The sequence below is a fragment of the Mycolicibacterium hodleri genome (assembly GCF_025822245.1).
GTDB classification, from domain to species: domain Bacteria; phylum Actinomycetota; class Actinomycetes; order Mycobacteriales; family Mycobacteriaceae; genus Mycobacterium; species Mycobacterium hodleri.
This window is the reverse complement of the sequence record NZ_JACKTL010000070.1, coordinates 22482-43843: the sequence shown is the minus strand read 5'-3', so window position 1 is coordinate 43843 and position 21362 is coordinate 22482. Positions and strand designations below refer to the sequence as shown.

The window sequence follows — 21362 nt, the reverse complement described above, 5'->3', positions numbered from 1 at the left end:
CCGTCGACGACCGGTTAGCTTGCGCCCCTGGCGGCCGGACCGGGCAGGATCGGCTGGCCGGGAGCCGGTGCACCTGGCGCGGGCGGGAGGATCGGGTCGCCCTTGCCGCCGTAGCCGCCGGTGTCGAGTCCGCCCATGCCGCCGGCCGCCGGCACCAACGGTGCACCAGCAGCGGGCACGATGGGCGGAGCGATGGGCGGAACGATCGGCGGCGGCGCGATCGGCGGGACCACCGGCGGGGGCGCCACCGGCGGGACGACGGGCGGCGGTGCGACCGGCGGAGGTCCGGGCAAGCCCATCGGAATGCCGCCCATTCCGCCGGTCACCGGGGCGCAGGCCGCCGCTCCGCCCGCTGCGCCGGCCGCGCCGGGAGCAGCACCGCCGGCCGCCGGGGCGACGCACTCGTAGCCGCCCGTTGCGAACGGGGCGGCGATGGCTCCGGGGCTCGCAGCGATGGCGACCCCGCACAACCCAGCAACGGCACCCACCAACCCGATGTTGAATCGATCCAAGATCGTCATCGACGTCGACTCCTTCATTCTCGTACTCATTCCACATGTGATGTAAAGCGGCGAATCGCCGTGCGGCCGCCGATCGACGACTTTGTCAATTATCGGCAGCAAAGCTCGGCTGACAGCACGTCCACGCCGAGTCGTGTCCAAATGGTGACGTCTCGAGGAGGGCGGTCGAGGTCGTCCGCCACGGACCCTCACCGCGTCACCGGGCGGGGGACTTCGATGCTGTTCTCTTGGATGATCACCGGATCCCCGACGTTGACGGTGTTGAAGTACCACTCCGCGTCCTCGGGACTGAGGTTGATGCAGCCGTGGCTGACGTTCTCGTAGCCCAGTGAATTGACCGCCCAGGGAGCGGAATGCACGAAGAGGCCGCGGCTGGTGATCCGGACGGCGAAGTCGACGTCCATCTGATAACCGTCGGGAGCGTCGACGGGGATGCCGACGCTGCTCGAGTCCATGTACACCGAACGGTCCTTGCCCAGAACGGTATACGTGCCCACCGGGGTCGGGTAGTCGGGTCTGCCCATCGAGGCAGGCAACACCCCGGGTTCGCCCCAATGCGGGCGGTGGTGCGGGGTGGGAACCGCCGACGGCGGGCCCGCGTCGACGCCGTCGATGCGGACGGTGAACGTGTGCGCAGACAGGTCCGCGACGCCGATTACCGATGCCCCCGTGGCGAATTCGGTCTTGAATCGACCCATGGACAGGGCAATCGTGCTGTGCGCCGGCCAGAACCGATCGGGGACCCATTGCACGGAGCTGTCATCGAGCCACTCGTACTTTCCGGTCATCGCGGGCGAGGACGTCACGTGGACCGAGCGCTCGGCCGCGAGCCGGTCGGCGACCGGCGAGCTGAACGTCACCACCACCGGATGTGCAACGCCCACCACCTCGCCCCGGGCGGGAAGCACCGATGCGACGGCGGTCCCCTGGGCGGCGGTGGCCGCCGCCATGCTGGTGCCCGCGGGCCCTGCAGCAACGAGTGTGCTGGCTCCGATCATTGCCAGAACACACCGAATCCCCTGACGCATGGCTCCCGACTTTCTAAATTACATGGTTGTCAATTGATCGTACAGTCGCCATGTCACTTCGGGATATGCGTGTGCGTGAGCAATTCGATGAAGGAACCATCACGCTTCGGATACGGCCAGCAAATCCGAGAGGGAGTCGCCAGCAATCAAGATCGGAGGATCAGGGTGTTTCGAGCGGAACCTTGGTGATGCGGTAGGTCAGCTGATCGGTGCCGAGGACGTCGGCGAAACCCCATTGCGCGGCAGTCTCCTGCACGCGGGTCTCCGCCCCATCCTGCGAGGTGTGAACGGAGGTGTACTCGTCGCCCTCGTATTCGAGGTACACCACGAACACCGGGTCGGGATCGGCGACCGCGGTGGCCAATTCCTGCTCGACGATCTCGCTGATCTGGGCGTCGTCGACTTCGTCCGCTGTCGTCATGGCCGTCGCCTTCCGATCGTCGACGCCGCGCTCGTGCGGGCGCCCGCTGCCGGAACGACTCTACGCAACCCGGACCCCGAGGGCCTTCCGACGGCGCAGGTGCGGGCGTCGATCACCCCCGTTTATGCGCTCCACCACCGGGTAATCGATTCGACGTGACGACACCAGCCACGTATCTCGAACCCGACCTGCCGACCGCCGCGGGCCCGCTTTCCGGAGCCCTCATCGCGCACCTCAAGTGTCGGGCGCCGCGTCGCAGCTTCATCCCCGTCGACGCACCCGTCGGCGACTCCTCGCCGTGGGGCCGCGATCTTCAACTGGCGCTCTACGTCCTCTACGAACTGCACTACCGCGGATTCGCCGACGTCGAACCACGCTGGGAGTGGGATCCGGGCGTGCTGCACCTGCGTGCTCGGCTGGAGGACTCCTTTCTCGCGGCGCTGCAGCAGGAGGTCGGTGTCATCGACGCCTCGGCCGAGGAGGAGATGGCCGAGCTGTCGATCACCCCGGTCGACGGCAGCGGACTGTCCTACCACCTGCGCGACGACGGCACGTGGGACCAGATGCGCGAGTACTTCGTGCACCGGTCGATCTACCACCTCAAGGAGGGCGACCCACACGCGTGGGCGATTCCTCGGCTGTCGGGAGTGGCGAAGGCGGCCTTCGTGGCGGTGGAATTCGACGAATTCGGCGGTGGCCGAGCCGATCACGCTCATCAGCAGCTCTTCGGTGACCTGATGGACGCGGCTGGTCTCGATTCGCGCTACCTGCACTACCTGACCGCGGTGCCCGCCGAGGCCCTGGCGGTGGTGAACGTGATGTCCTTGTTCGGGCTGCATCGGGAATTTCGGGGTGCCGCCGTGGGTCACTTCGCCGCCACCGAGATCACGTCCTCGCCGGGGTCGGCGCGACTGGCCGACGCCCTGAAGAAGATGAAGGCGCCGGAAGCCTGTGTCCGCTTCTACCGCGAGCACGTCGAGGCCGACGCCGTGCACGAGCAGGTCGTCCGCACCGACGTGGTCGCGGACCTGGTGAAGCACGAGCCGCACCTCGAATCGGACGTCGTCTTCGGCATGCGGGCATTCGACGTGGTGGAGAGCCGGCTGGCCGATCACATGATGTCGCGGTGGACGGCTGGCGAGTCGTCGTTGCGGACACCGCTGTCGTGACGGGCATCTCCGACGAGGCGCGCATCGACGAGGTTGCCCCCGGTGACCTCGTGTCGCTCGACGTGCCCGGAGACGACGGAACGGGCGAGCGCGAGTACAAGGTGGTGTTCGTGGCCGCTCCCACCTCCGGTGCCGCGTCGACGTTCTCGGTGACCGTCGAGGCCGACGACGGGGAGACCTTCGACGTCGACCTGCCCGGCGACACCGTCGTGCGCCGGTCGATGGAGTCCAAGTGGGAGTCCGCGCAGAGCCCTACGGCCACCGAGGGTTGACCCTCACCCTCACGACGACGTCGCCAGTGGCGGCGATCTCGTCACGGTGCCCGCGGAGCTGCTCGTGAGAAGAACGAATGGGGGCCTGTGATGAGCGCGTTGTCCAAGGCGCTGTACGCGTCGACGGTGGTGGTCGGCGGTGTCCTGGTGGCGAGGGCGGCGACGGGACGACGCGGACAGGTGTCCGACCACGCCGACCCCGGCCCGACGTCGCGGCCCGACCGAGAGGTGTCGCGCCCCGAGACGCCGGCCCCCGATCCCGACGATCCACGCAAGCCAGACTCGCCGACCGACCTCACCAAGCCGTCGATCTGGTTCGCGCTGCGCAAGACGGTCCGGGAATTCTCCACCGACCAGTGCACCGATCTTGCTGCGGCGCTTACCTATTACGCCGTGCTGTCGATCTTCCCGGCCCTGGTCGTGGTGGTCTCCCTGCTCGGCGTCTTCGGGCAGGGCAAGAGCACGACGGACGCCATCCTGCAGATCGTGGGCGAGGTGGGGCCGTCGTCCGCGGTCGACGTCCTGCGCGCGCCGATCGAGCAGCTGGTGCAGTCCCCGACCGCGGGAGTCGCCCTCGCCATCGGCATCGTGGGCGCGTTGTGGTCTGCGTCGGGCTACATCGGGGCCTTCGGCAGGGCGATGAACCGGATCTATGAGATCGAGGAGGGCCGCCCGGTCTGGAAACTTCGTCCGCTGCAACTGATCCTGACCCTGGTGGGCCTCGTCGTGGTCGCCGCCGCGGCGTTCCTCCTGGCGGTCACCGGGCCGGTCGCCCAAGCCGTCGGCGACACCGTCGGCGCCGGATCGGTGGCGGTGACGGTCTGGAACGTCGCCCGGTGGCCGGCGCTGCTGGTGTTGGTCGTCCTGGCGGTCGCCATTCTGTATTACGCCACGCCCAACATCGAACAGCCAAGGTTTCGATGGGTGAGCGTCGGTGCTGCGGCGGCCATCCTGGTGTGGGTCGTGGCGTCGTTGGGCTTTGGCCTCTACGTCGCCAACTTCGGCAGTTACGACAAGACCTACGGCACGCTCGCCGGAGTCATCATCTTCCTGCTGTGGTTGTGGATCACCAACCTGGCGTTGCTGTTTGGCGCAGAGCTGGATTCCGAACTCGAACGCGGACGCCAGCTGCAGGCCGGTCTGCCCGCCGAGCGCGACTTGCAGTTGCCGGCCCGGGACACCCGCCTGGTCGAGAAGAACGAGACGAGGGAGCGCGAAGACGTCGAGCGAGGTGAGCGACTGCGGCGATCCCGCGGTCGAGCCGAGGTGTGAGCCGACGGACCCGCGCTGGCCGGGTCCGCGAATCCTCGTCCCCGGCAAAATTCGCGCAATCACGAATTGCCGCCGCGCGTCATCTACTGTTCCCACAGTAGCCACACTGGGGATCGGACATGGGGATGACGGAAGACCACGTTCTCGCAGTCGTCGCCACGTGATCCCCGAGTTCACGAGGGCCATGCGATTGGCCGGCATGCGTCCCGTTCCGCGCTGGCCGGTTCGCGCGTCGGTGGACCTGCGCGGCAAACGGATTCTGCTGACCGGGGCCTCGTCCGGGATCGGTGCGGTGGCCGCGCGGAAGTTCGCCGCCGAGGGTGCGACCGTCGTCGCCGTGGCCAGACGAGCGGCTCTGCTGGCCGAGGTGGTGGACCAGATCGTCGCCTCGGGCGGCAGCGCGATCGCGATGGCGGCCGATCTGGCGGATCTGGACCAGGTCGACGGGGTGGTGAACGCCGTTGGCCCCGTGGACGTCTTGGTCAACAACGCGGCGCGGTCCATCCGCAGGCCGCTGATCGAGTCCCTGGACCGGTGGCACGACGTCGAACGCGTCATGGCGCTCAACTACTACGCGCCGCTGAGACTCATTCGCGGGCTGGCTCCTGGGATGCTGGCCCGCGGCGACGGTCACATCGTCAACGTCGCGACGTGGCGGGTGCTGCCGGAGTCGTCACCGATGTTCGCCGTCTACAACGCATCCAAGGCCGCGTTGAGCGCGGTGAGCCGGGTGGTCGACACCGAGTGGGGTGCTGCCGGCGTGCACTCCACGACGGTGTACTTCCCGTTGGTGGCCACCCCGATGATCGCCCCCACCCGCGCGTACGACGGCGTCGTCGCGCTCTCGGCGGACGAGGCGGCCGGGTGGTTGGTGACCGCCGCCAAGACCCGGCCGATCCGCATCGCGCCCCGCAAGGCGCTCGCGCTGCGCGCCCTCGACGTCGTCGCGCCCCGGCTGCTCAACGCGGTCTTGGAACGCGAAACCGACCGCATGAACGCCAGAGCCGAGACGGCCCGGGTTGCCAATCCCACACCAGGAGAACACCGTTGACGACGAGATCCGCATTCCTCGCCCTGCTCGCCGCCTGTCTCGTCCTCGTGGGTTGTCCGGGCTCCGCGTCGGCCGACGGTTATCCCGCCGGACCGGTGACGATGACTGCGGGCGCCTCCGCGGGCAGCGGGTTCGACCTGACCATCCGCGCCGTGGTGGATTCGCTCCAGAAGGAGGGCATCGTCGACGTGCCGCTTCCCGTGCAGAACCGGCCGGGTAACAGCGGAGCCGACTTCCTGGCCACCATGGTCGACCAGTACCGCGGGGCCGACGACCAGCTCTCGGTGACGTCGCTGTCGATGATGACCAACCAGCTCAGCGGCAAGTCCAAGTACGGGTACGGCGACGTCACGATGATCGCCCGGCTGATGACCGAGTACTTCATGGTCGTCGCCCGGCCCGACGCCCCGTTCCAGAACCTCGGTGACGTCATGTCGGCCATCACGTCCGATCCGTCCCGCGTCGCGGTCGGCGCTGCCCTCGACGACCAGGCCCCGTTCGACCTGCTGGTCTCCGCGGCCGGCGGCGATCCGTCGTCGATCCACTACGTCACCCACGAGGGCGGCGGCGACCAGAGTGCCGCGCTGGCCAGCGGCGCGATCGACATCGCCATCGGCGGCGTCAGCGAGTTCATCGGGCAGGTGAAGACCAAGGAACTCAGGGGCCTGGGCGTCCTGGCCGAGAACCGGCTGCCCGGACTGGACGTGCCGACCGCCAGGGAACAGGGTCTCGACGTCACGCTGTCCAATTGGCGCGGCATCTACGGGCCGCCCGACATGCCCGCGTACGCCGTCGACTACTGGCAGCAGGCGCTCGCCAAGATGGTGGACACCACGACGTGGAAGGACACCGCGGAGCGGAGCCAGTTCACCACCACCTTCATGGTGGGCGAGGAGTTCCAGGCCTTCCTGGCCAAGACGCAGGCCGACGTGGAGGCAGCGCTCCAGGCGGCTCGCCGGTGACGGACGCCGGGATCAGAGCGGGTCGGCGACCCGAAAACCTGGTTCTCGGCGCGCTGTTGACCACGTCGGCGTTCTTCTGCGTGGCGCTGGTCGGCACGTTGGCGAAGGTGGCTGGGCAATACGCCTCGACGGGCGTGCTGTTGCTCTTCCAGAACGCGATCTGCCTGCTGTTCGTCATTCCGGTGGTGATCCGCGGTGGCTGGTCGTCGATGCGCACCGGCAAGATCGGTCTACACGTCCTGCGCGCGGTCGCCGGAACTGCCTGCTGGTACGCGCTGTTCTTCGCGATCGCGCGGATCCCGCTGGCCAACGCCACGCTGCTGACGTACAGCGCTCCGCTGTGGATGCCGTTGATCGCCTGGGCCGTGACGCGCCAGCGGGTGGCGACCGCGACGTGGGTCGGGGCGGTCGTCGGCTTCGCCGGGGTGGTGTTGGTGTTGCAGCCGCAGGGCCACCGCGTCGACGTCGGCGAATTGGCGGCCTTCGCGGGCGCGCTCTTCCTCGCGGTGGCGATGATGTCGGTGCGGTGGCTCGGCGCGACCGAGCCCATCCTGCGGGTGCTGTTCTACTTCTTCCTGCTCTCGACGGTGCTGTCGGTGCCCGTCGCGTTGCTGGACTGGCGACCCGTTGCCCCTGCCGCCTGGGCGTGGTTGATCGGGCTCGGGTTGGCGCAGCTGTTCTCGCAGACCTTGATCGTGCTGGCCTATCGTCATGCACCCGCCGAGAAGCTGGGCCCGTTCATCTACTCGGTGATCGTCTTCACCGCGGTCGCCGACTGGCTCTTCTGGAACCATCCGCCCACGTTGGTCACCTATGGCGGGATGGCCCTGGTAATCGGCGGCGGGCTCATCGCCATCCGCGCGAGACGCCAAGGGCCGCAAGCAAGCCGGGGGTGACGGCCGTCGAGGTCAGCCGTCGAGCGCTTGCTCCAACCGTTGCACCTTCGCGGTGAGCTCGCCGGTGTAGCCGGGCCGAATGTCGGCCTTCAACACCAGGCCCACGCGCGGCGAGACGGCCGCGACGGCGTCGACGGCTTGCTTGACGACGGCCATCACCTCGTCCCACTCGCCCTCGACGTTGGTGAACATCGCATTGGTCTCGTGGGGCAGTCCGGACGCGCGAACGATCCGGACGGCTTCGGCAACCGCGTCGTGGACGCCGCCGGTGTCGTCGCTGATGGACGGGGTCAGGCTGAAGGCAACGATCATGGCGTCCAGCCTGGCACACCCGCCCTCGCTCAACCCAGTGCGCGTTCGCCGATCGGCTGGCCCAGCTGCGCGCGGACGTTGCGGGTCAGCTCGTCGGCGAGCACCTCGTCGGCGCCGGCCTCCACGCCGTCGAGGACCTGGCGCACCACCTCGGCGGGGTCGGTCTTGGGGGCGTCGGTGAACGACGCCATGTCGGTGTCGACGTAGCCCACGTAGACGCCGACGACCTGCACGCCGCGCGGTGCGAGCTCCAGGCGCATCGAATCGGTGGCGCTCCACACCGCGGCCTTGGACACGCCGTAGCTGGCGCCGACGGGCAACCAGGACAACACCGAGGCGACGTTCACGATGGCGCCACCCCGTTCGGCGATTCGGTCGGCGAACGCCGACGCCAGGGCCAGCGGTCCGAACAGGTTGGTCTCCAACTCTTCTCGTAGTGTCGGAGCGCCGGGCTCGAGCACGGACGTGATCCGTGCAATGCCCGCGTTGTTGATCAGGACGCTGACGTCGGACGCCACTTCCGCCGCCGCGGCCACCGACCGTGCGTCGGTCACGTCGAGGGTCAGGGCGACGACGCGGGGATCGGAGGCGTCGACCTGCGAGGCGTCGCGAGCCGCGGCGTAGACCTTGGTCACCCCGCGGTCGAGAAGCTGGGTCACGTAGTGGCGCCCCATTCCGCGGTTGGCCCCGGTGACGAGCACGGTCTGGTTCTGCAATGCGGTCATGTGATTCTCCCACTGGACGGGTCGAGTACTGGTGTTTGGTCGTCGAAGTAAACCGAATGGTGTACTTCGAGGTCGAACGTACACTTCACCGTCGCGGAAGTAAACCTAGCGGTATACTTCTGTGATGAGCATCCACGTCGAGCGGCAGCGCGGTGGTCGGGGCGCGCGCCAACGAATCCTCGACGCCGCGGTCAAGCTGTTCTACGTCGACGGCATCAACGCCACCGGTGTGGAACGCCTAGCCGACGGGGCGTCGGTGTCCAAACGCACGCTGTATCAACACTTTCCCAGCAAGGAGGCGGTGGTCGAGGAGTACCTCCGCCACATTCGGCAGGGCTTCGGTTATCCGAAGCATCCCGATCCGACGGCAGGCAAGCGCAGTCCCAGGTCTCGCATCCTGGCCCTCTTCGAGCCGCCGCCGTCCAGCGGGGGACCGTTGCGCGGTTGCCCGTTCCACAACGCGGCCGTCGAGGCAGCCGGTGGGATGTCGGAGGTTCACGAGATCGTCGAGGAGCACAAACGGAGCTACGTCGACGGCGTCGTCACCCTGGCGCGCGCGGCTGGGGCGGCAAACCCGAAGCTGCTGGGCACCCAGCTCGCCATCCTCTTCGAGGGTGCGGCCGCGATGTCGACGTCCTTGAACGACGTTGCGCCCTGGGCGCACGCCAGGAAGGCGGCCCAGACGCTTCTCGACGAGGCGATCAGCCGAGGGTCTGCGTGACGACCGTCAGCCGTGCGGGTTGCCTGCGCACCGCACGATGAGCGCGGCCACCGACTCTGACAACCCGTGCTGCTTGGTCAGCGCGGCGACCTCTTCTTCTTGGGCGGCCTTGCTCGGGGACGTTCCACCCAGCGCGTCGTAGGCCTCCGCGCCGATCTTGGCCGCGGTGCTGGAGTCGATGGAGAGGCCGCCGACCGACATGGAGTCCGACACCATGCAGCGAAGGTATCCAGCCCGGTCGAACTCAGCCGACGCGGTAGGGGCCAGCAGAAGGGCCAGTGCGGCCGTCGTCGCCGTCAGTGCGGCGATGCGGATCGTCATCACGCGAAAAGACCTTTCCGTCCGCCCCCTGCAAGGATTGCCTATGCTACCGACGACATCCCGTGACCCGCCATCGGGAGGGTCACGAGGTTGGGACGAACGTCCCGTTCGGCCGGACGCGCCGGCACGGCCATCCGCCACCCGAGGGACGTAAACCCCTGCGCCAGGTAACGATTCCGAACCCGAACGATTGCAATTCGCTCCGCGAGGTCGGCCGGGCCGTCTCGGAACCTACGGTGGCCTGGTGCGCCGCAGAACTGCCCTGAAGCTTCCGCTGGTGCTGGCAGCAGGCGCCGCCCTCACTCGCATCCCCTCCGCCTCGGCGGATCCGGCCCGTTGGACGGCCGATCGCGCCAATGCCTGGTATCAGAGCCAAGGCTGGCTGGTGGGGGCAAACTACGTGCCGGCTACCGCGATCAACCAGATCGAGATGTTCCAGCAGGGCACCTACGACCCGCGACGCATCGATTCCGAGTTTGCCATCGCCCGCCAACTCGGGTTCAACACGATGCGGGTCTTCCTGCACGATCTGCTCTGGGCGCAGGACCGCGGGGGATTCCAACGTCGACTCGCGCAGTTCGTGGCCATCGCGGCGAGCCGGGGGATCAAACCCCTGTTCGTCCTGTTCGACTCGTGCTGGGACCCGCATCCCAAGCTGGGTCCGCAGCATGCGCCCGTGGTCGGAGTGCACAATTCGGGTTGGGTTCAGGGCCCGGGTGCCGACCGGCTGGACGACCCTCGATACGCCGCCACCCTGCAGGACTACGTCACCGGGGTGGTGGGTCAATTCCGGGGCGATTCACGCGTGTTGGCATGGGACGTGTGGAACGAACCCGACAACCCGGCCAAGGTGTACCGCAAGGTGGAACGCGGCGACAAGCTCGACAAGGTGGCGGCCCTGCTGCCGCAGGTGTTCCAGTGGGCGCGTGCGGCCAACCCCGCGCAACCGCTGACCAGCGGTGTCTGGCAGGGCAGCTGGGATGCGGGCAACCGCAGCAAGATCGCCGGCATCCAACTCGACAACTCCGACGTCGTCAGCTTTCACTCCTACGCCGCGCCCCGGGAGTTCGAGGCCCGCATCGACGAACTCGCCCCGCTGGGGCGGCCCATCCTGTGCACCGAATACCTGGCGCGCCCGCAGGGCAGCACCATCGAGGGCATTCTGCCAATTGCCAAGCGTCGCAACGTCGCCGCCTACAACTGGGGGCTGGTGGCCGGCAAGACCCAGACGTACCTGCCGTGGGACACCTGGGACAAGCCGGACCCGTCGGAACCCAAGGTGTGGTTCAGCGATCTGTTGCGGCCGGACGGCAGCGCCTACCGCGACGGCGAGGTCAAGACGATCCAACAACTGACCGGCGCCCAGCAGGCACCCTGACGTCAGCCGCTCACGCCGTCGACAAGGTGGCGGCCAACATGCCCACGCCGGCCGCGACCAGCACCGCGTCGACGAGGACGGCATATGCGCCGGGTCGAAGGCGCCGAACCAACCGGCGGGTGACGAACGGTCCGATCATCAGGGCGGCGCCGATCGTCAGCCCATGGACGACGAGGTCGGTGGTGAGGACGCCGAGCTGGTCGAAGGTGGTGAGTTTGGCCGCGTAGAGCACCAGCGCACTGGCGGCTTCCGTGCCGAGGAACGCGCCCCCGCTCAACCCGAAGCCGGTGAACACCGGCACGCTGAGGGGTCCGGTGGACAGGACCAGCCCGGTCAGGAAGCCGACGACGGCGCCCGCGACGCCCAGGTGCCACAGCCGTACGCGCCACGCCCGCGCCACCATCAGTCTGCGGACGGGAATCATCGCCAGGAAGAACGCCCCCAGCACCCCGTCGACGATCCTCGGTGAAATCGCGAACAACGTGTGCGCGCCGAGGACGGCGGCCGGGGCACCCGGGGCTGCATAAGCGAGGACGGGTCGCCAGCGGATCTGGCGCCACCAGGCCGCGACCCTGGCGACGTTTGCCAGCACGGCGGCGATCCCCATCATCGGCACCGCCATGCGGGGTCCGTAGAGCACGACCAGCAGCGGCAGCAAGATGAGGGAGGATCCGGTGCCGACGACGCCGCCGAGCGCACCGGCACCCAGAGCAACGACGAAGACGACGAGGAATGTGGACACGAGCAGGACCTTCTCGTCGACGTGGGGCACGTCGACGGAGATCCTCCAGGCTTTTGTCCGTTCAGATGACCGTGGCCCGTCGGGAGCCACGGTGGCGCCGCTCGGACCAGACGCGCGCCGTCACCGGCGCGCCGGAACCCTAGGCGCTGTCGTCCTCGACCCTAGCGGGCGCCTCCGCCGGCGGCTAGGGCTGCCTGCGTCCCCGCCACGCCCGATAGCCACGGTGGGCCGCGAAGGCGCCGACGACCGCCGTCACGCACCACACCCCGATTGCCGTGTACGCCAGCGGAGCCGACAGATCGCCGATGGACGCCCCGAGGGCGGTGTAGACGAACGCGCGCGGCGCCGAGCCGATGAAGGCCCCGACGGCCATCTGCCACAACGGAACTCCGAATGCACCAAAGGCATAGGAGGCCAACGCGTCGGAGATGCCCGGCACGAAGCGCTGGCCCACGACGGCCCACAACCCGCGCCGCTGCACCTGGGCGTCCAAGCGGTCGGCGCGCTCGGCTCCCATCAGTGAACGCGCGCCGTCGCGTCCCGCCCGGCGGCCGACGAGGTTGGCGACGCAGGCGGTGCCGACGGCGGAGAACAGCGTCACGAACGTGCCGAGGACGGGCCCGAACAGCACGCCGCTGCCGGCGGCCAGGATGGGCCCCGGCACGAAGATCGCGCCGAGCAGGGCCGAGACCGCGACGTAGGCCAGCGGTGCGGCGGGGCCGGCCGCCGTCACTACGCGCCGGACGTCGCCGACGTCGACCACCCGGGCGACGGCCACCAGATAGAACAATCCCAGCAGAAAGGCGACGAAGAGGCCGAGCCGGATGACGTGGCTGCGCCTGGTGGCGGGCACGGGAAGGTCGCCGTCGGACACGATCGTGCGTTACCAGTTGCTCGGTGAATAGTCCTTCAGGAAGCAGCCGTGCACGTCCTCGCCGGCCTCGCCCCGCACGATGGGGTCGTAGACGCGCGCCGCACCGTCGACCAGATCGAGCGGTGCGTGGAAGCCCTCGTCGGCCAGCCGCATCTTGGTCGGGTGCGGACGCTCGTCGGTGATCCACCCCGTGTCGACTGCAGTCATCAGGATGCCGTCCTGCTCCAGCATCTCGCCGGCGCTGGTGCGGGTCAGCATGTTCAGCGCCGCCTTCGCCATGTTGGTGTGTGGGTGCCCGGGGCCCTTGTACGCCCGGCTGAACTGGCCCTCCATGGCCGAGACGTTGACGACGTACTTGCGGCGGGCAGGCGACGCCGCCATCGCCGGACGCAGCCGGCTGACGAGGATGAACGGCGCGGTCTGGTTGCACAGCTGCACCTCGAGCAGCTCCATGGCGTCCACCTCGTGCACGCGTTGGGTCCAGCTGTTGACCGACGCGGTGTCGGGCAGCAGACCGCCGGCGTCGATCGCGGTGCCCGCGGCGATCCGGTCCGGGGACGCGCTACGGGCGGTCAGCGCCAACTCGGTCAGGGCCACCTGGGACAGCGCGTGCGGGGTCTGGTGGTCGGCAAGGCTGCCGGCGAGGGCTGCCGGGTGGGCGTCGCTGACGTGGTCGAACGTGATCACGTCGACCAGTTCGGGCGGGCTGACGCGTTCGGCCTCGACCAGCGCCGAGTAGGAGCCGGGTGAGCGGCGCACGGTCTGCGCGGCGTTGTTGATCAGGATGTCCAGCGGCCCCTGCTCGGCGACGGCGTCGGCCAACGCGACGACCTGGGCGGGGTCGCGGAGGTCGATGCCGACCACCCGCAGGCGATGCAGCCAGTCGGCACTGTCCGGCATGGCGGCGAAGCGGCGCACCGCGTCGTTGGGAAAGCGCGTGGTGATGGTCGTGTGGGCGCCGTCTCGCAGCAGCCGCAGCGCGATGTACATGCCGATCTTGGCGCGACCGCCGGTCAGCAGCGCACGTCGTCCGTCCAGGTCCGTGCGCGCTTCGCGCTTGGCGCGGTTGAACGCGGCGCACGGGGGACACAGCTGGTGGTAGAACGCGTCGACCTGCGTGTAGTGGTTCTTGCAGGCGTAGCACGCCCGGGACCGCAGCAGCGTGCCTGCGGTGGCACCGGCCGCGGTCGACACCAGCGGCAAACCCTGTGTTTCGTCGTCGATGCGTCCGGGGGCACCCGTCGCGGTAGCGGCGATGACCGCGCGGTCGGCCTCGGCTACGGCGTCACGCCGGGCATGTCGGCGGGCCTGCTTGACCGCCTTGAAGACACCTGCCGTCGCGCGGCGAACGGCCACGGCGTCGGGATGTTCGGGGGGCAGTGCCCTGATCTCGGACAGCACCTCCAGGCACGCCCTGAGCTTCTCCGGGTCGATCTCGGTCACGGGGGAAGAGTACTGGTCAACCGGCTCGTGGCCGATTCGGCGAGCGCCTCAGCGAGTGTTCGACTGCACCGCGGCGCGCACGAGCGCGACGAACGCCGCGTCGTCGAGGGTGTCGTGTTCGCCGATGTCGACCGCGCGCCGCACGTTGCCGTCGAGGCTGGAGTTGAACACCCCGCTCGGGTCGTCCAGCGACGCACCCTTGGCGAAGGTCACCTTTACCTTGTCCTTGTACGTCTCACCCGTACACAGCATCCCGTCGTGGTACCAGGTCGGGACGCCTCGCCACTTCCATTCCTCGACGACGTCGGGATCGGCCGTCTTGATCAGCTCCCGGACGTGGGCGAGGGTGGCGCCGCGCCAGTCGCCCAGCTCGGCGATCCGCGCGTCGATCTTCTCCGCGGGTGACTGCTCGCCCATCTACTCGGCACCCGCCGTCGAGGCGTCGTAGATGGCCTGGATGGACGCGTCGAGGGTGGCGTTGAACTCGTCGTCGGACTGCTGCGCCGACAACCCCTCGGTCAACGCACGACTGAAGCTTGCGATCAAGCCGGTGTTCCGTGCGAGAAGCTCGTCGGCCTCGTCGCGGGAGTAGCCGCCGGACAGGGCCACCACTCGCATCACCTTCGGGTGCTCGATGAGCGGCCGGTAGAGGTTGGGCACGGTGGGGATCGAGATCTTCACCATCACCTGGCGGCCCTCGGGAAGGCCGTCGAGGCGGGACCCGATCCGATCCAGCAGGATGGCCTCGGCGTCGGCCTTGTCGTCGATCGTCACCGTCACCTCGGGCTCGAGGATGGGCACCAACCCGTGCGAGAGCACCTGCTCGGCGACGTCGAACTGCTGGGCCACGATCGCCTCGATGCCCACGGCGTCCGCGGCGCCGATCACCGAGCGTTCCTTGGTGCCGAAGATGCCCTTGGCCGTGGCGCGGTCGAGCAGGTCGTCGAGGTCCGGCATCGGCTTCATCAGCTGAACCCCGTGCTCGGCGTCCGCCAGCCCCTTGTCGATCTTGAGGAACGGCACGACTCCCTTGTCGTCCCACAGATACGTCGCGGACGGAGTGCCCTCGACGTCGCGGTCCATCGTCTGTTCGAACAGGATGGCCGCGAGGATCCGGTCACTGCCGAAGGCGGGTGAGGTGATGATCCGCTCGCGCATGCGGTGGATCAGGTCGAACATCTCGGCGTCGCCGGAGTACTCGTCCTCCTCGACGCCGTAGAGCTTCAGGGCCTTCGGCGTCGAGCCGCCGCTCTGGTCCAGCGCGGCGATGAAGCCCCGGCCCGTGGTCATCCGTTCTGCCTGCGTCTGATCGGCCATCTCACCATTCCGTGTCGAGTCGTTGCGAGCCAACGTCGCGAGCATATTCCTCTGGGAGGATGGAACCGTGTACGTGCCCGCCCGCTTCTCCGCCGACGACGCCTCGGTTCACGAACTGCTGTCGCGGAACGAGGCGGCCGATCTGGTCACCTCGGGGCCGGACGGTCTCGAAGCCACGATGCTGCCGTTCCTCTACGACCGCGAACGCGCCGTCCTGCAAGGTCATTTCGCGCGCAACAACGACCATTGGCGGCACGCCGACGGCCGGGAGGCGTTGGTCATCGTCCGCGGCCCCGACTCCTACGTCTCGCCGGGCTGGTACGCCTCCAAGGCCGAACACGGCCGGGTGGTGCCGACCTGGAACTACGTCGTGGCCCACGTCCACGGCACGGTGACCATCCACGACGACACCGAGTGGCTCGACGATCTGGTTCGTCGACTCACCGACCATCACGAGGGGCGACGCCCGAGCCCCTGGTCGGTCGACGACGCGCCCCCGAAGTTCGTCGAGGGTCAGCTGCGGGCGATCGTCGGCGTCGAGGTGGCGATCACCCGCGTCGAGGCCAAGTTCAAGCTCAGCCAGAACCGACCCGAGGCAGACGTCGACGGCGTGGTCGCGGGCCTGCGATCCGTCGGCGACGAGCGTGGCGCCGACGCCGTGGCAGCTCATCGGCCCGCCCGGAACTAGGTAACACGAACGTTCTCGATCGTCACACCCAAGAAACATAAACGGTATACCGTTTGTTCATCGCGGGGTGATGGCCGCCCCGCGCCGTGACTGAAGGACGGGGCCGTTGCCTCTCATGAACACCCCGGCGAGTCCGTTGCTCGATCCGCGCTCGAGTGCGCTCGACTCGCGTCAGCGCGCGGTCGTGCAGCGGGTGTCCGACGCCGAGCGCGCCCACATCCTGGCTTTGCCCAGCAACGACCCGCTGGACGAAAAGCTCCGCTCTCGGGTTCAGGCGACCGGCCCGGAGCTCTTCGGCCAGCCACAGGCAATTCGAGAGACGTTGTCACTCAACGCTTCCGCGCTCGACTCCATTGCCGAACATCTCGTCACCGGCGTCAACCGGGTCGTCCTGGTGGGCTGCGGTGACTCGCTGGCCGTGATGGTGGCCGCTCGGCAGGTGCTGGAGACCATGGTCGGCGTGCCGTGTGAACCGGTCCAGAGCCTCGAGTTCGCGTATTACCAGGCCGACCTCGTCGACGAGCGCACGGCGGTGATCGCGCTGTCCAGTTCGGGCGAGACGACGCGCACGGTCGAGGCGCTCTTGATGGCTCAGCATCGCGGATCGTATACCGTTGCCGTCACCAACACGGCCGGTTCGACGCTGCAGACCGAAGCGAGCACCTCGCTCAAGATCGAGGCCACCCGCGTCGGATGGCCAACCCAATCGTCCACGGCCGCACTGGCACTGCTGCTCGAACTCGCCGTCCGGATCGGTGAGCGCCGGGACGCCGACGGCGCACGTGACCTGCGGGCTGCCCTCGACGGCCTGCCCGAGTTGATGGGCGGCCTGCTGGCTCGGGTCGACCCCGTCGTCGCCGACATTGCCGACGCCGAGGTCGCGGCCGGCGTGCGGAACGTGCTGTTCTCGGGCGCGGGACCGAACCTGGCCACGGCGATCGTCGGCGCGGCCAAGGTCAAGGAGTGCACGACGCTGCACGCGGTGGAGATCCAGGTCGAGGAATACCACCACTACAACTCCCAGAAGGCGGGCGAACCGCTCTTCCTCTTCGCACCGTCGGGGCCGTCGGTGCCGCGGGCGGTCGACACCGCCAGGGACGCGCTGCGCTGGGGCGGTCGGCTCTACGTCGCCACCACCGACGGCGAGCACGCCTTCGACGAGTTCGACGCCACGGTGATCACCATGCCGCCGGTGCCGGAGCCCCTCTCACCCCTGCTCTACCTGATGATCGCCCAGTTGGTCGGCTACCACCTGGGGCTGAGCTGCTACGCCGCGGCGGCGCGATGACCGAGTCGCCCACCCTGGTCTGCGTCGGCAACCTGACCGTCGACGAGGCCGTGTCCCCGACCGGTGAACGGGTCGAGTCCGTCGGCGGGGATGCTCTCTTCGCCGCGCTGGCCGCCAGGGTGGCCGGCGGGTGTCCCGTGCTCCTCGCCCCCTTGGGCACCGACGCGCCACCCGCGCTGCTGGCCGCGATCCGCGCGGCGGGCACCGATCCGGAGTCACTACCACGGCGCGATCTTCCGTTGATCCGCAACGTGATTCGCTACGACGACGCCGGCGGCAGGGTGTGGGAACTGGTCCGCGGCGAGGACCACTTCGACGCCCTCTCGGTGTCTCCAGAGGACGTCCCGGCCCACGCCCTGACCGCGGCCGGGGTACTGCTGTCCGCGATGGCCCTGCGCCCGCAACTGGAGCTGGCCGCGTGGCTGCGCACCCGGACCGCCGCCACCATCTTCTTCGACCCGCAGGAGGACTACGTCGCCGGCCACGAGGCCGCCTTGACCGACGCCGTCCGAGCGTGCGACGTGTTCCTGCCCAGCGAGATCGAGGCCACCGCGCTGGCCGGGACGGCGGACCTGCAGGTGGCCGCCGCCACCTTCCTGGACCTCGGGCCGCGGGTGGTGGTGATCAAGCGCGCCGAGGCGGGCTGCCTGGTCGCCACCAGGGAACGCCCCGAACCCGTCGCCGTCCCCGCCGACGTGGTCGCCCCGGTGGACAGCACCGGTGCCGGCGACGCCTTCTGCGGAGCCTTCGCCGTCGAGTACCTCCGCAGCGGTGACGCCCACGCCGCGGCCCGGGTCGGCGCTGCGACGGCCCGCATCGCGGTCGGCGGCCCCGGCGTCGGCGCGCTGCTCGCCGCCGTCGACGCACGCAGCGGAGTCACGCGATGACCCGGATCACCGTGATCAACCCCAACACCTCCGCCGAGCTGACGGACGCCATTGCCGTTGCGGCACGGGAGGTCTCGGGGCCCGGTGTGACGGTTCGCGGCGTCCACCCGGCCGACGGAGTGCCCAGCGTGGAGAGCCACGCCGAGGAGGCGATCGCCGCCGTCGGGGTGCTCGCACAGATCCGCGAGCACCAGGCCGACACCGACGCGTACGTCGTCGCCTGTTTCGGCGACACCGGCGTGCAGGCCGCCCGCGAAGTCGCGACGTGTCCGGTGGTCGGCATGACCGAGGCTGCACTGCAGACCGCCTGCCTGGTGGCCCACCGGTTCGTCGTCGTCACCCTGCCCGCCCGCACCGTCGCCCACAGCGACCGCGTGGTCCGGGCCCTGGGCCTCGAACACCGCTGCAGCGTCGTCGCAGTCGACGTCCCGGTCGCCGACCTGGTCGGCGGGTCGACCCATCTGCTGGAGGTGTTCACCGACGCCGCCCGCACCGCCATGGACCAGGACGGTGCCGAGGCCGTCGTGCTCGGCTGCGCCGGTCTCGCCGACCTGGTCGGTCCGCTGTCGCAGGCCCTCGGCGTCCCGGTCGTCGACGGGGTTGCGGCCGCCGTCGGCATCGCAACCGGTTTGGTCGCGATGGGTCTGAACACGTCGCGCGCCAACACCTTCGCCACCGTGGAGCTGCCATGAGCGTGCTCTTTCGTCGCGTGCTCGTCTACGACGCCGACGTCCCGGCGGGGATGACCGGGCCCGTCGACGTGCTCGTCGACGGTGACCGGATCGGCGCGATCGGCGAGGAGCTCTCGGCGCCGCACGGAGCCAGGATCGTCGAGGGCGGCGGCCGACACCTGTTGCTGCCCGGTCTGATCAACGCGCACTTCCACTCGCCGGCCAACCACCTCAAGGGCTCCGTCCGCAGTTTGCCGCTCGAGCTGTTCATGCTGTTCGAGTCGCCGTCGGACCCCGCCCTCGCGCCGACGCCGCGGGAGGCCTACCTGCGGACGATGCTCGGCGCGGTCGAGATGCTGCAGCGGGGCATCACCTGCGTGCAGGACGACGCGTTCCTGATGCCGTTTCCCGATCCGGACGTCGTCGACGCGGTGGCATCGGCTTACCGCGACAGCGGGATTCGCGCCTTCCTCGCCCTGGACCAGCCCGAGCTGACCGAGGCCGAGAAGCTGCCCTTCGTCGACGACCTGGACCCCGCCACCCGGCGTGTCTTCGGTGCGCCGGCGCCCGCTCCGGCCGCCCAACTGCTCGAGGCCTACGACCATCTGATCGGCACGTGGCACGGGGCGGCCGACGACCGGATCCGCGCCGCGGTGTCGATCTCGGCGCCACAGCGGGTCAGCCTCGACTACTTCGCCGCCCTCGACGACCTCGCCGAGCGCCACGGTCTGCCGCTGTACGCCCACATGCTGGAGACCAAGGTGCAGCGCACCCTGATGACCGAACAGGCGCGATTCGCCGGCCGGTCCCTGGTCGGGTACACCGCGGCCGCCGGTCTGCTCAGGCCGCACACCAACGTGATTCACGCCGTCTGGGTCGACGACGACGACCTCGACACCATCGCCGACGCCGGTTCGACCGTGGTGCACAACCCGGTCAGCAACCTGAGGCTCGGCAGCGGCGTGCTGCCGTGGCGGGCGATGATCGCGCGCGGGATCCCCGTCGCACTCGGCACCGACGAGGCCATCTGCGACGACTCGGTCAACGTGTGGACCGTCGCGAAGACCGCCGGCCTGATCCACAACGTCGCGGGGCTGGACAGCGACGACTGGCCCACCGCCGCCGAAGTGCTCGCCGCCCTCTGGAGCGGCGGCGCCCGGGCGACGCGTCGACCCGACGACCTGGGAGTGGTGGCCCCTGGCCGGCTCGCCGACCTCGCGCTGGTCGACCTGCACTCGATCGCGTTCACCCCACTCAACGACCTACGGGAGCAACTGGTGCACTGCGAGGACGGCCGAGGCGTCGTGCTGACCATGGTGGCGGGGCGCGTCGTCGCCGAAGACGGCCACGTCACCAGCGTGGACGAGACCGCGCTGCTCGACGAGGCGCGCGAGCTCTTCGCCGCGAAACTGCCTGCCGTTCAAGGGGCCCGGGGCGAGGCCGCCGAACTGCTGCCCGCCTACCAGCACATCGTGCGCCGCGCGGCGGTCACCGACGTCGGCTTCAGCCGCTGGTTGGTGCCATGAACCCGGCCGGATATCCCTACACCCCGCTGACCGCCCGCCCGCGCGGTACGTGGCCCAACGGCGCGAGGCTGGCCGTCGTCGTCTGCGTCGGCGTGGAGTCCTACCGGTTCGGCGACGGCCACACCGAGGACGTGCTGGCCGACGTGCCCGCCCCGGATCTGGTGAACACCGCCTGGCGGGACTACGGCAACCGGGTCGGCGCGTTCCGACTGTTCGATCTGCTTGGCCGCCTAGGCATCCCACCGACGGTACTGCTGAACACCGACGTCTACGACGAGGCGCCCGACGTGGTCGAGGCGGCCCGCAAGGTCTTTGCCGAGATCGTCGGCCACGGCCGGTCCAACTCCGACTCGCTGTCCGGCATGGCGCCTGAGGCGGAACGGACGTACCTCACCGACGTCGCCGACCGCATCCGCGCCGAGGAGGGGCAGGCGCCCGGCGGCTGGTCGAGTCCATGGCTGAGTCACACCCCGGCGACCCTGAACCTGTTGGTCGACAGCGGATACGACTATCTCCTCGACCTGCGCCTCGACGACCAGCCCGTGTGGTTGCGCACCGAATCGGGTCCGTTGCTCAGCATCCCGTACGCCGCGGAGCTCAACGACTCCTCGACGATGGTCGGCCGCAGCGTGTCGGCCCGGGACTTCGCCGACATGGTCGACGACGAATTCGCCGAGTTGCATGCCGCTGCGGCGCACACCCCGCTGGTGATGAGCGTGGTGCTGCATTCGTTCATCAGCGGGGTGCCGTTCCGGCTGCGCGCGGTCGGTCGCGCCTTGGAGCGCATCGCCGCGGCCGAGGGTGTCTGGCTGACCACACCGCGCCAGATCCACCGCGCCGTCGTCGAGTGTCCGGAGCTGTTCGGTGAGTGAGGCGG

Annotated in this window: 25 protein-coding genes; 14 read left to right on the top strand and 11 right to left on the bottom strand. The window is 69.2% G+C overall.

Annotated elements, in window-relative coordinates; translation table 11 throughout:
- Positions 1 to 14: 14 nt before the first annotated feature.
- The 3 genes from H7J06_RS29205 to H7J06_RS29195 all read right to left on the bottom strand — a co-directional run bounded on the left by H7J06_RS29205 (position 15) and on the right by H7J06_RS29195 (position 1970).
- A complete protein-coding gene (locus H7J06_RS29205; RefSeq protein ID WP_264043033.1) occupies positions 15 to 521 on the bottom strand; it encodes a hypothetical protein in 507 nt (168 codons plus the stop codon).
- 188 nt (positions 522 to 709) lie between these two features.
- The gene (locus H7J06_RS29200; RefSeq protein WP_264043031.1) at positions 710 to 1549 is read right to left on the bottom strand and encodes a L,D-transpeptidase; all 840 of its coding nucleotides are present in this window, start codon (positions 1547 to 1549) and stop codon (positions 710 to 712) included.
- Between the two features lie 160 nt (positions 1550 to 1709).
- Positions 1710 to 1970, bottom strand: a complete 261-nt coding sequence (locus H7J06_RS29195) for a hypothetical protein (protein WP_264043029.1) — start codon at positions 1968 to 1970, stop codon at positions 1710 to 1712.
- 155 nt (positions 1971 to 2125) lie between these two features.
- Here H7J06_RS29195 and H7J06_RS29190 point away from each other — a divergent pair, with 155 nt between their 5' ends.
- The 6 genes from H7J06_RS29190 (at position 2126) to H7J06_RS29165 (ending at position 7592) form a co-directional block, all read left to right on the top strand.
- Positions 2126 to 3139 carry an iron-containing redox enzyme family protein gene (locus tag H7J06_RS29190; protein WP_264043027.1) on the top strand — a complete coding sequence of 338 codons (1014 nt, stop codon included), beginning with the start codon at positions 2126 to 2128 and terminating at the stop codon, positions 3137 to 3139.
- A complete protein-coding gene (locus H7J06_RS29185; RefSeq protein WP_264043025.1) occupies positions 3136 to 3411 on the top strand; it encodes a hypothetical protein in 276 nt (91 codons plus the stop codon). The genes H7J06_RS29190 and H7J06_RS29185 overlap by 4 nt, the downstream gene beginning before the upstream one ends.
- Before the next feature lie 90 nt (positions 3412 to 3501).
- The gene (locus H7J06_RS29180; protein ID WP_264043023.1) at positions 3502 to 4683 is read left to right on the top strand and encodes a YihY/virulence factor BrkB family protein; all 1182 of its coding nucleotides are present in this window, start codon (positions 3502 to 3504) and stop codon (positions 4681 to 4683) included.
- 160 nt (positions 4684 to 4843) lie between these two features.
- The gene (locus H7J06_RS29175) at positions 4844 to 5734 is read left to right on the top strand and encodes an SDR family oxidoreductase (protein WP_264043021.1); all 891 of its coding nucleotides are present in this window, start codon (positions 4844 to 4846) and stop codon (positions 5732 to 5734) included.
- Entirely contained in the window at positions 5731 to 6696 is a 966-nt protein-coding gene (locus H7J06_RS29170; RefSeq protein WP_264043019.1) for a tripartite tricarboxylate transporter substrate binding protein, read from the top strand. The genes H7J06_RS29175 and H7J06_RS29170 overlap by 4 nt, the downstream gene beginning before the upstream one ends.
- A complete protein-coding gene (locus H7J06_RS29165; RefSeq protein WP_264043017.1) occupies positions 6693 to 7592 on the top strand; it encodes a DMT family transporter in 900 nt (299 codons plus the stop codon). Before H7J06_RS29170 ends, H7J06_RS29165 begins: the two co-directional genes overlap by 4 nt.
- Before the next feature lie 12 nt (positions 7593 to 7604).
- Here the strand turns inward: H7J06_RS29165 and H7J06_RS29160 are convergent, their stop codons facing one another.
- Positions 7605 to 7904: a thiamine-binding protein gene (locus H7J06_RS29160; protein WP_264043015.1), complete on the bottom strand. Its 300-nt coding sequence runs from the start codon at positions 7902 to 7904 to the stop codon at positions 7605 to 7607.
- A 29-nt stretch (positions 7905 to 7933) separates the two neighbouring features.
- Positions 7934 to 8629: an SDR family oxidoreductase gene (locus H7J06_RS29155; protein WP_264043013.1), complete on the bottom strand. Its 696-nt coding sequence runs from the start codon at positions 8627 to 8629 to the stop codon at positions 7934 to 7936.
- A gap of 124 nt (positions 8630 to 8753) precedes the next feature.
- On the opposite strand from H7J06_RS29155, the gene H7J06_RS29150 reads away from it, so the two are divergent.
- Positions 8754 to 9350: a TetR/AcrR family transcriptional regulator gene (locus tag H7J06_RS29150; RefSeq protein WP_264043011.1), complete on the top strand. Its 597-nt coding sequence runs from the start codon at positions 8754 to 8756 to the stop codon at positions 9348 to 9350.
- A 6-nt stretch (positions 9351 to 9356) separates the two neighbouring features.
- Here the strand turns inward: H7J06_RS29150 and H7J06_RS29145 are convergent, their stop codons facing one another.
- The gene (locus H7J06_RS29145) at positions 9357 to 9671 is read right to left on the bottom strand and encodes a hypothetical protein (RefSeq protein ID WP_264043009.1); all 315 of its coding nucleotides are present in this window, start codon (positions 9669 to 9671) and stop codon (positions 9357 to 9359) included.
- 244 nt (positions 9672 to 9915) lie between these two features.
- Between H7J06_RS29145 and H7J06_RS29140 the strand changes: the two genes are divergently transcribed.
- A complete protein-coding gene (locus tag H7J06_RS29140; RefSeq protein ID WP_264043007.1) occupies positions 9916 to 11049 on the top strand; it encodes a cellulase family glycosylhydrolase in 1134 nt (377 codons plus the stop codon).
- A 10-nt stretch (positions 11050 to 11059) separates the two neighbouring features.
- Here the strand turns inward: H7J06_RS29140 and H7J06_RS29135 are convergent, their stop codons facing one another.
- The 5 genes from H7J06_RS29135 to H7J06_RS29115 form a co-directional block, all read right to left on the bottom strand.
- Positions 11060 to 11821, bottom strand: coding sequence for a TSUP family transporter (locus tag H7J06_RS29135; protein WP_264043005.1), 762 nt, complete (start codon positions 11819 to 11821; stop codon positions 11060 to 11062).
- Between the two features lie 154 nt (positions 11822 to 11975).
- Positions 11976 to 12665 carry a TVP38/TMEM64 family protein gene (locus H7J06_RS29130; RefSeq protein ID WP_264043003.1) on the bottom strand — a complete coding sequence of 230 codons (690 nt, stop codon included), beginning with the start codon at positions 12663 to 12665 and terminating at the stop codon, positions 11976 to 11978.
- A 9-nt stretch (positions 12666 to 12674) separates the two neighbouring features.
- Positions 12675 to 14108, bottom strand: a complete 1434-nt coding sequence (locus H7J06_RS29125) for an SDR family NAD(P)-dependent oxidoreductase (RefSeq protein WP_264043001.1) — start codon at positions 14106 to 14108, stop codon at positions 12675 to 12677.
- 48 nt (positions 14109 to 14156) lie between these two features.
- Entirely contained in the window at positions 14157 to 14525 is a 369-nt protein-coding gene (locus tag H7J06_RS29120) for a DUF1801 domain-containing protein (protein ID WP_264042999.1), read from the bottom strand.
- The gene (locus H7J06_RS29115) at positions 14526 to 15425 is read right to left on the bottom strand and encodes a fructose bisphosphate aldolase (RefSeq protein ID WP_264042997.1); all 900 of its coding nucleotides are present in this window, start codon (positions 15423 to 15425) and stop codon (positions 14526 to 14528) included. It lies immediately after the preceding gene.
- A 67-nt stretch (positions 15426 to 15492) separates the two neighbouring features.
- Here H7J06_RS29115 and H7J06_RS29110 point away from each other — a divergent pair, with 67 nt between their 5' ends.
- The 6 genes from H7J06_RS29110 to H7J06_RS29085 all read left to right on the top strand — a co-directional run bounded on the left by H7J06_RS29110 (position 15493) and on the right by H7J06_RS29085 (position 21357).
- Positions 15493 to 16113, top strand: a complete 621-nt coding sequence (locus H7J06_RS29110; RefSeq protein WP_264042995.1) for an FMN-binding negative transcriptional regulator — start codon at positions 15493 to 15495, stop codon at positions 16111 to 16113.
- Positions 16114 to 16228: 115 nt separating this feature from the next.
- Positions 16229 to 17401: an SIS domain-containing protein gene (locus H7J06_RS29105; protein ID WP_264043130.1), complete on the top strand. Its 1173-nt coding sequence runs from the start codon at positions 16229 to 16231 to the stop codon at positions 17399 to 17401.
- A complete protein-coding gene (locus tag H7J06_RS29100) occupies positions 17398 to 18288 on the top strand; it encodes a carbohydrate kinase family protein (RefSeq protein ID WP_264042993.1) in 891 nt (296 codons plus the stop codon). Before H7J06_RS29105 ends, H7J06_RS29100 begins: the two co-directional genes overlap by 4 nt.
- Positions 18285 to 18980, top strand: coding sequence for an aspartate/glutamate racemase family protein (locus H7J06_RS29095; protein ID WP_264042991.1), 696 nt, complete (start codon positions 18285 to 18287; stop codon positions 18978 to 18980). The genes H7J06_RS29100 and H7J06_RS29095 overlap by 4 nt, the downstream gene beginning before the upstream one ends.
- Entirely contained in the window at positions 18977 to 20485 is a 1509-nt protein-coding gene (locus tag H7J06_RS29090; protein ID WP_264042989.1) for an amidohydrolase family protein, read from the top strand. Before H7J06_RS29095 ends, H7J06_RS29090 begins: the two co-directional genes overlap by 4 nt.
- Positions 20482 to 21357, top strand: coding sequence for a polysaccharide deacetylase family protein (locus H7J06_RS29085; protein ID WP_264042987.1), 876 nt, complete (start codon positions 20482 to 20484; stop codon positions 21355 to 21357). The genes H7J06_RS29090 and H7J06_RS29085 overlap by 4 nt, the downstream gene beginning before the upstream one ends.
- The last annotated feature ends 5 nt before the right edge of the window (positions 21358 to 21362 follow it).

Bases quoted from the DNA above. Each gene is read 5' to 3' on its own strand.
- H7J06_RS29205 (WP_264043033.1), bottom strand. From the start codon at position 521: ATGACGATCTTGGATCGATTCAACATCGGGTTGGTGGGTGCCGTTGCT.
- H7J06_RS29200 (WP_264043031.1), bottom strand. From the start codon at position 1,549: ATGCGTCAGGGGATTCGGTGTGTTCTGGCAATGATCGGAGCCAGCACA.
- H7J06_RS29195 (WP_264043029.1), bottom strand. From the start codon at position 1,970: ATGACGACAGCGGACGAAGTCGACGACGCCCAGATCAGCGAGATCGTC.
- H7J06_RS29180 (WP_264043023.1), top strand. From the start codon at position 3,502: ATGAGCGCGTTGTCCAAGGCGCTGTACGCGTCGACGGTGGTGGTCGGC.
- H7J06_RS29160 (WP_264043015.1), bottom strand. From the start codon at position 7,904: ATGATCGTTGCCTTCAGCCTGACCCCGTCCATCAGCGACGACACCGGC.
- H7J06_RS29155 (WP_264043013.1), bottom strand. From the start codon at position 8,629: ATGACCGCATTGCAGAACCAGACCGTGCTCGTCACCGGGGCCAACCGC.
- H7J06_RS29150 (WP_264043011.1), top strand. From the start codon at position 8,754: ATGAGCATCCACGTCGAGCGGCAGCGCGGTGGTCGGGGCGCGCGCCAA.
- H7J06_RS29145 (WP_264043009.1), bottom strand. From the start codon at position 9,671: ATGACGATCCGCATCGCCGCACTGACGGCGACGACGGCCGCACTGGCC.
- H7J06_RS29120 (WP_264042999.1), bottom strand. From the start codon at position 14,525: ATGGGCGAGCAGTCACCCGCGGAGAAGATCGACGCGCGGATCGCCGAG.
- H7J06_RS29115 (WP_264042997.1), bottom strand. From the start codon at position 15,425: ATGGCCGATCAGACGCAGGCAGAACGGATGACCACGGGCCGGGGCTTC.
- H7J06_RS29105 (WP_264043130.1), top strand. From the start codon at position 16,229: ATGAACACCCCGGCGAGTCCGTTGCTCGATCCGCGCTCGAGTGCGCTC.
- H7J06_RS29100 (WP_264042993.1), top strand. From the start codon at position 17,398: ATGACCGAGTCGCCCACCCTGGTCTGCGTCGGCAACCTGACCGTCGAC.
- H7J06_RS29095 (WP_264042991.1), top strand. From the start codon at position 18,285: ATGACCCGGATCACCGTGATCAACCCCAACACCTCCGCCGAGCTGACG.
- H7J06_RS29090 (WP_264042989.1), top strand. From the start codon at position 18,977: ATGAGCGTGCTCTTTCGTCGCGTGCTCGTCTACGACGCCGACGTCCCG.
- H7J06_RS29085 (WP_264042987.1), top strand. From the start codon at position 20,482: ATGAACCCGGCCGGATATCCCTACACCCCGCTGACCGCCCGCCCGCGC.